This window comes from Lacticaseibacillus saniviri JCM 17471 = DSM 24301 (assembly GCF_001311785.1).
Classification (GTDB): Bacteria; Bacillota; Bacilli; order Lactobacillales; family Lactobacillaceae; genus Lacticaseibacillus; species Lacticaseibacillus saniviri.
Genome location: NZ_BBBX01000016.1, coordinates 58,252 through 70,190, shown reverse-complemented (window position 1 = coordinate 70,190; position 11,939 = coordinate 58,252). Strand labels below are relative to the sequence as shown.

Sequence of the window (11,939 nt, the reverse complement as noted above, 5' to 3'; positions counted from 1 at the left end):
AAAGTCAGCGTACGAGTCAGACTTTAGTGGTGCCAGTTATGGCACGAGTGAAAAGTAGCTCGACGGAGATTGTTGGAACTTGAAGCATGTTTAGACCAAAAAGAGCATCCGCACCGAGAATCACTACGATTTTCGATGCAGATGCTCTATTTTTATGGCTTGAATGGGCTTGTGTTTGCGAGAAATACGATTGCAAACTCTGTTAGTGCTCGATTGCTACCCGGCGGTTGTCACGCTCTCTTATTTATCTCGTTTCAACAGCATCGTGGTTAATGCCAGCAGCTCATCGCGGGCTTGAGAATCAGAAAATTGTTGCAGTGTGGCGAGTGCTTTATCCGTGTATTTCTGCGCGAGTTCAGTTGCTGGCTGAATGCCGTATTGTTGAACTGCTGCAACAATGGCATTGAACTGGTCGTCTGACCAATTTGGCTGTTTGAGCTGTTCTTGAAGTGCGGGCTGACGTTCAATCGCCATAATCAGAGGTAGCGTGTAGACGCCGTTTTTCAGATCCTCAAACACGGGTTTTGGGTTGTGCTAGGGTCACCGGTGTAGTCCAACAGGTCATCAATCATCTGGAATGCCATGCCCAGATAACGCCCGAAGCGATACGCTGGCCAATAGAGTTTGGTGTCGGCCTGACTGACGCGCACACCTTGATAGGTGGCTAACGCAAATAGTGCTGCCGTCTTGCCGCTGATTTGGCGTAAATATTGATGCTGGGTGATGCCGGCATTGTTTTGCGTCCAGTTTTGATCCAACTCGCCTAGAAAGATTCGGCGCATCGCCATGGCATTGGTCCCGATATTTGATACATCTGGGCTCGCTTGACTGAGAAGTTCAAAGTATACTGAAAAGAGGAAGTCGCCTGCATAAATCGCGGCACGATTCCCAGAAGTTGCTTGCACGGTGCTGACACCGCGTCGTGTATCGGCGTGATCTAGGACGTCATCGTGCACCAGCGTTGCGAGATGCAGTGCTTCAATCGCAGCGCCCGCCGAAATAAGACCGGGTTGCGTGGGGTCACCAAAGCGTGCGAACATAAACATTAAACCGCTGCGCAGCATTTTGCCGCTGGCATTGATCTGAGCGGTCACAACTTCGGTCACAGCAGGATTACGAATCCGACTCTTTTGGGTCAAACGTGCTTGAACGTGTTCCAATTGTGGATAAATATCGGGATAGCGGTGCCAAAGTGAATAGATCATGGTTTCGTCCTTTACATAGATAATAGTTTGACAATAGCGGAATAAGCGCTGCCTTGTCAATGGATAGGAGAGTTATATGTCAGTCAAAGTATTTTTGGAGTTAGTTGAAATTAAGGCCAAAACCGCCTCGATTTTTCCGTTTCTCATGGGGAGCTTGTACGCGTGGTACCACTTCCATCACTTACATCTTACCGAACTCATCGTCTTTTTTATAGCCATGTTGCTTTTTAATATGGCGGTGGACGCCAATGACAACTACCAGGACTACCGGCGCTCGCAGCGCACCAACGCGGATGACTTCCGCAAGCGCACGAACGTGATTGGTGTGAATCACATCAATCCCAATCTGGTATTGGCACTGATCATTGGCATGACCGTGGTCAGCGGTGGCCTCGGTTTGTGGATGGTCAGCCAGGCGGGGTGGCCACTATTGGTCATGGGGGTATTCAGTTTTGCGGTTGGCTATCTGTATGCAGGCGGTCCACGCCCCATCTCGAGCACGCCCTTTGGTGAATTCTTCTCTGGCTTCACCATGGGGTTCATCATATGGCTCATTGCCGTATATGTGAATACATTTGATACAGTCGCCTTCAACTGGGCGTTGATCTGGCCGATTTGGATTGCCAGTGGCTTGGCCCAATTTGCGATTGCCGCGTTGTTGCTGGCTAATAATATCGCGGATGAAGAAGAAGATCTGACATTGCATCGGCATACGATTGTGTCTTACCTGGGCCGCCAAAAGAGTATTGCGATGTTTATCGAGTTCTATAATGCTGGCTATGTCTTACTGATTCTCGCGTCATTGCTTGGCATATTGCCCAAACTGGCATTGCTGACTGTTCTGACGTATCCTTTAGTTATGAAGCAAGCGCGCGCATTCGGCGCCAATCCGGTGAAGAGCGAGACGTTTATTTTTGCCATCAAGAATTTGCTCATCACCACGCTCGCACAGGTGGTCTTCATGGCAGTCGGTGTTGGATTGAATATCTAAAATTTGGTCGTTAAGGGGAATGAATATGCGTAAACACAATATTGCCATTCGACATTTTGTTAAACGCGATCTCGCAAATTTTGTTGATCGCGTCCAACCTGAATTAGCACCAGAAGCATTGAACCTCGCACTCATCACAGATACGCATGACCGCACTCAGTTGAGCCGGACGTATTATGGTCCGAATGGCTTCTGGCACGTGCAGGAGCAACACTGGCTGGCAGGTGAATTGCCGATTGATTGGCGCGTCCACCTGGGCGATATGGTTGATGGCTCTGAACCCAGTTTTCTAACGGAATGGCGCCTGAAGAACATGGTGAGTGATTACGCTGCCGATATCACACCATTCGTCATCGCCAAGGGCAACCATGACGATAATGATAAGTTCGCCGAAAAGAATCGGCGGTTTGCCGGCAGCTTTCATCCAGCGGTGTTCAATGACGCGGTATTTGCGCGGATGGCCAACCAAGTAGGTGGCCCAACGGTAACGCGCCACGGCTTGAGCTGGTTTGATACGCCACAGATTCGCGTGGTGACCTTAAACACCAGTGATGTACCGGTGCGTTGGATTAATGGCCGCAAGAATTACGACGTCAAAAAAACACTGGCGGTCACACTCGGTCAGATTCAGGAATTGATTCAGGTACTCGCTGACGCCGGTGATCGAGACGTGCTGGTGTTGAGTCATGCACCGATGATCAACAAGTCGGGTAAGCCGGCACTGAAATATAACGGTCGGGCCGTCCATGAGCTCTTGCGGGCAGTCAACTTGCACGCGAAGGGAACAGTGAATCTGGGCAACCATCCTGATTTTGGTGGTCAAGCTGATTTCGATTTTACGTCAACCTCCGGCAACATCATCGCGGTGCTCTCGGGGCATTACCACTATGAAGCAGATTACGCGGTCAACGGCATTCACTACAGTGTTCAAAATGTGAGTGCATTGATGGGCCGACACCACGCGCTGACCACGCGGTTCAATCGCAATTTTGACCGCCATATCAACCAGACAAATGAGTATGCGGGGTATGTGGTGAGTGTCGATCCCAACCAGCGGACACTGACGATTTTGGTTATGGGGCGGCAACACCAGAGCGGCGATTTGCTTACTGAACACACCAAAAATAAATTTAAAAAAGTTGTTGTTAGCGCTTGCAAAAATCAAAAGTGCATGCTATACTTTAGTCAAGGTTAAGGTAAGTGGTCAGCCAAAGCAAAGTGATTCACACAAGTATCAAAGGTTTAAGTTGTACCACACGAGTTAACGGTGTGTAGCAAAGCACCGAATGTTGGGGAAGTTCACCAGCGCGTGAGGATTTGGAAATTCAAAACCGATTGAATTGGTTAACTTGTAACACTCAACCTAAGAAAAAGCCTAAACAGCATGGAGGTGTGGGTCTAATAACAAGACTCAACGAACCAAGCGGAGCAGCACAAGCAACAAAGATGATTTAATAGGGTGCACAGTCACCAAACGACGCCAAGTTATCAGGCGACATCAGCAAACGCTATTGCTGGTCCGGACAATTGAATATTAGTTAGAGGTGTCAGGTATTTCAAACTATTTAGAACCAACGCTAACCACTACCTTGACCTAGGGGATTCAGATCGAAATCAGATCTGAATCCTATTTTTTTGTCTGATTCATTTTTAATAGGGCGTGCATGTAAATGATACGGATTCTTAAAAGTTGAACATCAAAAATTGACAGGCCGCGCTAAACCCTTATACTGAAACAAGTAACATTGCTTGTAATGGATTTTAGCAATCAAAAAGGGGTAGTTATTTTATGTGTGGGATCATCGCATTTGCCGACAAAACCATGTTAAATAAGAAGCCAGTACTGAACAATATGATGGACATGATCAAGCATCGTGGCCCAAATAGTTCTGGTGAATACATCAACGATACCGTTGCGTTAGGGTTCCGGCGTTTGTCCATTATCGATTTGAAGGGTGGGTCACAACCCATCCTGAACGAAGACGGTAGCGTGGCTATTATCTTCAATGGTGAAATTTACAACTATCAAAGCATTCGCGAAGATCTCTTGGCTGCCGGCCATATCTTCAAGACACATGCAGATACTGAAGTCCTTCTTCACGGGTATGAAGAATATGGGATTGATGGGTTACTGAAAAAGGTCCGCGGGATGTTTGCCTTCCTGATCTGGGATGACAACAAGCAACAACTCGTTGGGGCACGGGATTTCTTTGGAATCAAGCCAATGTACTACTACCATGATGGGGATACCTTCATCGTCGGTAGTGAAATCAAGGCATTCTTGAAGCACCCTAAGTTCAAGAAGGAATTGAACAAGGAAGCACTCAAGCCTTATATGACATTCCAATACTCTGCCTTGGATGAAACTTTCTTCAAGAATGTTTATCGGATTCCAGAAGGTCACTACTTCACTTTGAAGGATGGCGACCTTAAGATTCAACAATACTGGGATATGGACTTTAAGGAAAACAACTTGAGCCTTGAAGAAACCATCGATGCCATCGATAAGTCGATTGAAGATTCTGTCAATGCGCACCGGATTTCTGAAGTTGAAGTCGGTTCCTTGCTGTCTTCTGGTGTGGATTCTTCATACATCACTTCTGTGTTGCGTCCAGAACACACCTTCTCCATCGGGTTTGATAACAAGAAGTATCACGAAGGCGACGCTGCTAAGGAATTGGCAGATCGATTAGGACTTGAAAACACCAGTGACATTGTGACTGAAAAGGAAGCCTTGAATAATTTCCCATTGATCCAATATCACTTGGATGAACCAGACTCCAACCCATCCTGTGTGCCACTCTACTTCTTGACGAAGTTAGCGCACAAAGATGTGACGGTGATTCTGTCTGGTGAAGGGGCCGATGAACTGTTTGCGGGTTATGCCAACTATGGGTATCACTCACACAGTAAAGCGGTTCGTGTCTTCGGTGAAGGGTTGAAGAAACTGCCTAAGGGTATGAAGTATTCTATCGCTCACACCTTGAAGAAGATGCCTAACTTCCACGGTCGCTTGCACTTGTACGAAGCATCCGCACCAGCCGAAGAATTCTTCATCGGTGAAGCACGGGTCTTCAATGAAGATCAGTCCGCTGCAATCTTGAAGCCTGACTATCAACAGAGCCACTCTGTGCAAGAAATCGTGACGGAATCCTATAAGAAGGTTCGTCACTACGATGATGAAGTCAAGAAGATGCAATATCTTGATATTCACCAATTCATGCCAAAGGATATTCTGTTGAAGGCTGATAAGCTTGCCATGGCCAACTCCATGGAACTGCGTGTGCCATTCCTTGATAAAGAAGTGGCCGCGCTGGCAGAAGGCATTCCAACCAAGTACTTGTTGAACGCTGAAAACAGTAAGTATGCCCTGCGTGAAGCCGCTAACCGCCACTTGCCAAAGGAATGGGCAGACCGTGAAAAGCTCGGTTTCCCTGTCCCAATCAAGCAATGGTTAGAAGACGAACCTTTCTACAAGGAAGTGCGCAACTTATTTGAACAAGAATGGGTTTCTGAATTCTTTGATCAAGATGCTATTCTTGATATCTTGGATAAGACATTCCGTCAAGAAAGTGATGACCGCCGTAAGGTTTGGACCATCTACACCTTCTTGGTTTGGTATAAGGTCTTCTTCATCGACGAAGAATTACCAACCTTCGTTCCTGACGCAGATAAGGCGTATGCATAATTAAAGAGCGCGACAATCCCCGGTTAGAACATGAGGATTAGCAATATCTTTGCTAGAAGCCGGGTTGTGGGTTTGGCAAAGATGAGCTAACCGGAATGTTTTGCCTTTTGGAACGCGTTTATGTTGTGCCCCCACATGGGTTTGGTTTTTATCACGAGAGGTTGTGCCCCCACAATGGTGAGGGCACAACCTGTGTCATGTCGCCCCCTGCGTTGGCATAAAATAGGGGTGAATCGTGGCCGTTTGACAGGATTATCACGCTATCAACCCTATGAAAGTTACTTTGATCTCACTGGTGGCGCACAAGCACTAGGGGAATGACAGGAAAAAAGACGCTTTTTATGCTGATTTCAGGCAAAATTCCCGGCAATTTCTGAAAGCCCATGCTGGTTGTGGTATAATGCACAGGTGAATCTTGCCAATTTCGGCGAATCGTTAGGAGAAAGTATAGATGACAGAAGTACCTAATTTTACCCCGATCCTTTTGGGGAGTGACATGAACGTTTATGGGATGGCGCGCTCTTTTCATGAATTAACCGGCGCTGTGATTGACGTTTATGCGCGCGAACAACTGGCACCAACCCGTTTTTCAAAGATTGTCAACGTCCACTTGGTTCAAGATTTCGACGCTGATCCAAACTTTATTGAAGAAATGCGGAAACTTGCAGAAACCTATAGGGACCACAAGGAAAAGATCTTACTGATCGCCTGTGGGGACGGTTATGCCGAATTAGTTTCTAAGCACAAGGATGAACTCAGCAAGACGTTCGTCTGCCCATATGTTGATTATGATTTGCTTAAACGCTTGAATAACAAAGAAAGCTTCTACCAGGTCTGTGACGAGTATGATTTGCCATACCCTGGCACCAAGATTATCACCAAGGCGATGTATCAGAGTGGTGTAGCGATTGCCTCACCCTATGACTTCCCGGTTGCCTTAAAGCCAGCTAACTCTGTGGAATGGTTAGACATTCACTTTGAAGGGCGTAAGAAGGCCTTCACCATCCACTCACAAGTTGAGCTGAACACCGTCATCGGTAAGATCTATGATAACGGCTATCAATCTGACTTGATTCTGCAAGACTTCATCCCCGGTGATGACAGTAACATGCGCGTGCTGAACGCCTATGTTGACCAGAATCATAAGGTGAAGATGATGTGCTTGGGTCACCCATTACTGGAAGACCCAACCCCTGCAGCGATTGGGAACTATGTCGCGATCTTGCCTGAATACAATCAAGATTTGTATGACAAGATGCAAAAGTTCCTTGAAGAGATCAAGTTTACCGGCTTTGCCAACTTCGATATGAAGTATGACGAACGCGATAAGACCTTCAAGTTATTTGAAATCAATATTCGCCAGGGTCGGAGTAGCTTCTTCGTGACCTTGAACGGGTATAACTTGGCAAGCTGGCCAATGCGTGATTACGTGGTTGGTGATTTGGCGGATGCTGAAACTGTCTACGGTAATCAAGACAAGAGCAAGTATCAGCTCTGGTTGGGTGTTCCCAACAAGGTCTTCAAGCAATACGCAGCGGACAACCCTGCTAAGCAAGAAGCACTCGAATTACTGAACAAGGGGCAATGGGGCACAACAGTCTTCTACAAGAAAGACATGAGCCCTAAGCGTTGGGTCTTAATGAAGTATATGTTCCATAATTATATTGGCCGTTACAAGCAATTTTTTGCCGAAAATAAGGGCTAATGTGCTACACTAATTAATGTTAGGGATACCTAAATCGAAGGAGGAGTTACAATGGCAACAGAAGAAGAATTTGAAGTCGAATCCATGCATTTTACCCGCCTACTGCTCGCAGTTGACGACGATGATGATGAATCTTCGCGCCGGGCGTTCAACTACGCCAGCACCCTCGCGAAAATTTATAACATTCCCCTGGGCATCGTTTCAGTGCTCGAGACCGGTGACTTGAATATCTATCAATCACTCTCACCAGATATCTTGAGTGCACGCCGCTCAGAGATCGCCGCACACTTGAATACGTATGTTGAAAAGGCCGAACGTTTCGGTGTTCAAGATGCCCAACCCATTATTGGTGAAGGTAAGCCAGCACGTGTCATCCTGGATGAGGTATTACCAGAATTCAAACCTGATTTGATCATCCTGGGTTCACATAAGCAACGCGGTCACTTGCACATCGGTAGTGTGGCCAGTGAAATTATGCGCAGTGCTGAAGCATCAGTGATTGTGGTGCGCTAAACTCAAAAACATGAGCTGACTGAAAGGTAGTCACTGGCAAACACGGTCCACGCCGATTGATGAATGGTATTGAGTTTAATGATTTAAAAAGAGCAACGACAAAATCTACAGATTTTTGTCGTTGCTCTTTTTTGTTACCACCAAAGGGTTTTGATCTGCTTTTTTAAAAAACATGTCTTTTAAAAAATAAAGTATTGATTTTTATATGTACCAAGCGCTATACTGAAATTGTTATCAAGATAGCGGTTTCAAATTAGGGGGGAGACAATGACACAAAGGAAGATGCCAAAGGATCTTTTCTGGGGGAATTCAGTTTCTAGTGTGCAAACAGAGGGTGCTTGGAATGTCGATGGCAAAGGGTTATCTGTTTATGATGTTCGTAAAGCAACTTCGACGAGTAGTGATTGGCATGATGCTATCGACGAGTACCATCGTTACGAAGAAGATCTTGATTTGATGGCAGATATGCACATGAATATGTATCGTATCCAAATCTCTTGGTCACGAGTTGTGCCAGATGGCGACGGTGAGTTCAATCAGGAAGGAATCGCGTATTATGATCGAGTCGTGGACGCAATGATTTCGCGGGGAATCACACCGATGATTTGCTTATACCATTTCGACATGCCTTTGGCGTTAGCTAATAATGAAAACGGTTTTATGTCACGGCATACGGTTGATGCATTTGTCCGCTACGCCAAAGCAATGATTGATCACTTTGGTGATCGCGTGAAGTATTGGTTGACTTTTAATGAGCATAATCTCTATTTCACCGATGAAGCTTTCCACATTGCGGGTTATACAAGTGGTGATCAGAGTGTGAATGATCTTTATACGATTTTTCACCATACAATGCTTGCGCATGCCAAAGTCGCAGCGTATGTGCATCAACAATTTACTGATGTCAAGATTGGCGGTATGTTGGCTTACACACCTATTTATCCTGCTACCTCCAAGCCAAATGACGTTTTGGCTGCACAACAATACGATGAATTTGTTTATCAGAATTTGAATGAGGTCTATGCAACAGGCCATTATTCGAGTGAAGTGATGACCTACATTCAAAATCACGATATCAAATTTGACTGGCAAGTAGAGGACGAATCAACGCTAGCAGCCATGAAAACAGATTTCTTGGCCTTCAGTTACTATCGTACAGGAACAATTAATGCCGATAAATTACCACAAAATCTTGTACCTAATCGATACTTGAATGTCGCTTTTGAACAAAACCGATTTTTGGAAAGTAATGCGTGGGACTGGAGCATTGATCCCACCGGTTTTCGATTAGCCATCACAGATCTTTACAATCGATATCACATTCCCGTCTTTCCAGTTGAGAATGGAATTGGCATTGATGAACAGTGGGACGGTGAACACGAAATCCAAGATGATTTACGGATTCAATACCATCGTGATCACATCCGCGCAATGAAGGATGCCATGTTTGAAGATGCGCCCAGGTTTTGGGTTATCTGGGTTGGGGGTTGATTGATATTCCAAGTTCACACGGTGATATGCGCAAGCGATACGGCGCGGTGTATGTGAATCGCACGAATATAGAACTGCGAGATATGAAACGTGTGCCGAAGAAATCATTTTATTGGTTCCAACAAATTTTGAGTGAAAATGGGGATGAATTGTAACATGGAAAATCAAAAGCAAAGTGCTGTGGGCAAGTTCGTCAGTGAAAAAATCCTGCCGCCAATCATGAAGTTCGTCAATACCCGTCCAGTTCGAGCATTACAAGATGGGATGGTTTACGCCCTACCATTATTATTATTGGTTCAATTTTCTTGATCTTATCCAACGTGCCAATTCCAGCAGTTGCAGCCGCAATTAAAGCTTCGGGTTGGGCAGCATTCTTTAACCAAGCTTATACAATGAGTTTTGGAATTTTATCTGTATGGGCCGTTGTCGGTATTGCTTACGTGTATGTCCGCAATGAGGGGTATGAAGCACTGCCAGCAGGGCTGACGGCATTAGCGAGCTTCTTAATCCTTCAGATGTTACAGATCTCAAGCCCACTTGTTGGCGCTATGGGCAAAGCGGGCACAGGTATCACTAATGCTGCAGGCAATGTTGTGATGTCTGGCTCGGCCGTGGCTGAGAACGTTGATAAGTTACCAAAGGCACTACAAGGCTTTCTCTCCGCACCCGTCTCAGGCGTCATCAACATTACTTGGCTCGGCGGACAGGGGATGGTTGCTGCCATTATTGTCGGTATCTTAGTCGGTTGGGGTTACACCTCTATGTTGAAGGCAGGTTGGAAAATCACATTGCCAGAACAAGTGCCGGCCAACGTTGCCAATCAGTTTACAGCGATGATCCCTTCTGGTGTTATTCTCATTGTCTCTATGTTGATTTATGCCGGATTTAAGGGATTAGGCAATACTGATGTGCTGCAATTCATCTACAAAGTACTGCAAACGCCATTACAAGGTTTATCCGATTCATTGGGTGGCGCTTTGATTATTGGATTCTTAGTACCATTCTTCTGGTTCTTTGGGGTTCATGGCGGCTTGATTATGGGTGCCATTACCAGTGGCCTGTTGATTCCTAATACGTTTGATAATGCTAATCTTTTCAAGGCTGGCCAATTGACGATTGCTAATGGTGCACACGTTGTAACCAACGAGTTCTACAACAACTTCATCAATCTGACTGGTTCAGGAATCACAATTGGGCTAGTTGTCTTCACACTGGTAGCTGCCAAATCAGTCCAATTAAAGACAATTGGGAAAGTTGAATTTATTCCCGGTCTGTTCAACATTAATGAACCATTCCTGTTTGGCTTACCTTTAGTTATGAATCCATTCCTTGCTATTCCATTCTTCTTAACACCTGTCATCGTAGCGTTATCAACTTATCTCGTCATTTACTTTGGTATTATCCCACCACTTAACGGGTTTGCCGCACCTTGGACAACGCCAGCGATTATTTCAGGTTTCCTGATTGGTGGTTGGAAGATGGCCCTTTGGCAAGCAATTACGCTGTTGATGTCAGTTGGGATTTATTGGCCATTTGCTAAGAAATATGATCAAGTTTTACTCGCACAAGAACTTGAAAAAGAACAAGAAGAAGCAAACAAATAGACATTTCTGAATTGAAAAGGAGAAAATTATTATGGCTGAAAAAACAATTATGCTGGCATGCTCTGCGGGCATGTCAACCTCACTCTTGGTGTCAAAGATGCAAGCAGCTGCTAAAGAAGCAGGCAAGGACTACGAAATCTTCGCTACCTCTGCCTCCGACATCGATAATCAACTTGAACATGGGCATGCAGATGTCTTAATGCTCGGACCTCAAGTGGCTTACATGCAAGGTGATGTGAAGAAGAAGACAGATAAAGCAGGGATTCCTATGACGGTCATCAATATGCAGGACTACGGTATGATGAATGGGAAGAATGTCTTAGCGACAGCAGAAGAGTTATTGGGAGATAAATAATGTCAGATGAACAGATGCAAGTTGTCATGGGTTTGATTATGGAAGGTGGCAATGCTAAGAACTTTGCGATGCAGGCCATTCAGGCAGCACAGGCCGGAAACTTTGAAGAGGCGGATAAACAGTTAAAACTTGCCGATGAGTCACTCGGCAAAGCCCACAACATCCAGACCGACATGTTGACGAAGGAAGCACAAGGCGAACATACTGAAGTGAACCTCTATATGGTGCATGCGCAGGACTGGCTGATGACGTCACTAACTTTTAAGGATATGGCGGCAACCATGATTGATCTTTATCATCGTTTGGCAGAACAGCATTAGTCGCTTGTCATTCGATATTGATTCGCTATCTGATAGAATGAGTGATAGGGTTTAAATCAGATATGGG

6 protein-coding genes and 4 pseudogenes are annotated in these 11,939 nt (G+C 45.5%); 9 read left to right on the top strand and 1 reads right to left on the bottom strand.

Going from position 1 to position 11,939, the window contains the following annotated elements:
• Positions 1 to 240: 240 nt before the first annotated feature.
• Positions 241 to 1,205 (bottom strand): annotated as a pseudogene (locus JCM17471_RS09105) (polyprenyl synthetase family protein).
• Positions 1,206 to 1,281: 76 nt separating this feature from the next.
• Here JCM17471_RS09105 and JCM17471_RS09100 point away from each other — a divergent pair.
• From JCM17471_RS09100 to JCM17471_RS09060, 9 genes and pseudogenes are all read left to right on the top strand, one after another.
• Positions 1,282 to 2,196 (top strand): 1,4-dihydroxy-2-naphthoate polyprenyltransferase, encoded by a 915-nt coding sequence (locus JCM17471_RS09100; RefSeq protein WP_054777626.1) that lies wholly within the window; start codon positions 1,282 to 1,284, stop codon positions 2,194 to 2,196.
• 25 nt (positions 2,197 to 2,221) lie between these two features.
• A pseudogene (locus tag JCM17471_RS09095) lies at positions 2,222 to 3,309 on the top strand (metallophosphoesterase family protein).
• A gap of 676 nt (positions 3,310 to 3,985) precedes the next feature.
• Positions 3,986 to 5,884: an asparagine synthase (glutamine-hydrolyzing) gene (gene asnB / locus JCM17471_RS09090; protein WP_054777625.1), complete on the top strand. Its 1,899-nt coding sequence runs from the start codon at positions 3,986 to 3,988 to the stop codon at positions 5,882 to 5,884.
• Positions 5,885 to 6,335: 451 nt separating this feature from the next.
• Positions 6,336 to 7,589, top strand: a complete 1,254-nt coding sequence (locus JCM17471_RS09085) for a carboxylate--amine ligase (protein WP_054777624.1) — start codon at positions 6,336 to 6,338, stop codon at positions 7,587 to 7,589.
• Positions 7,590 to 7,640: 51 nt separating this feature from the next.
• A complete protein-coding gene (locus JCM17471_RS09080) occupies positions 7,641 to 8,102 on the top strand; it encodes a universal stress protein (RefSeq protein WP_054777623.1) in 462 nt (153 codons plus the stop codon).
• A 267-nt stretch (positions 8,103 to 8,369) separates the two neighbouring features.
• Positions 8,370 to 9,748, top strand: a pseudogene (locus JCM17471_RS09075) (glycoside hydrolase family 1 protein).
• A 1-nt stretch (position 9,749) separates the two neighbouring features.
• Positions 9,750 to 11,197 (top strand): annotated as a pseudogene (locus JCM17471_RS09070) (PTS sugar transporter subunit IIC).
• Between the two features lie 31 nt (positions 11,198 to 11,228).
• Positions 11,229 to 11,552: a PTS sugar transporter subunit IIB gene (locus tag JCM17471_RS09065; RefSeq protein WP_054777622.1), complete on the top strand. Its 324-nt coding sequence runs from the start codon at positions 11,229 to 11,231 to the stop codon at positions 11,550 to 11,552.
• Positions 11,552 to 11,872 carry a PTS lactose/cellobiose transporter subunit IIA gene (locus JCM17471_RS09060; protein ID WP_054777621.1) on the top strand — a complete coding sequence of 107 codons (321 nt, stop codon included), beginning with the start codon at positions 11,552 to 11,554 and terminating at the stop codon, positions 11,870 to 11,872. The genes JCM17471_RS09065 and JCM17471_RS09060 overlap by 1 nt, the downstream gene beginning before the upstream one ends.
• Positions 11,873 to 11,939 lie beyond the last annotated feature (67 nt).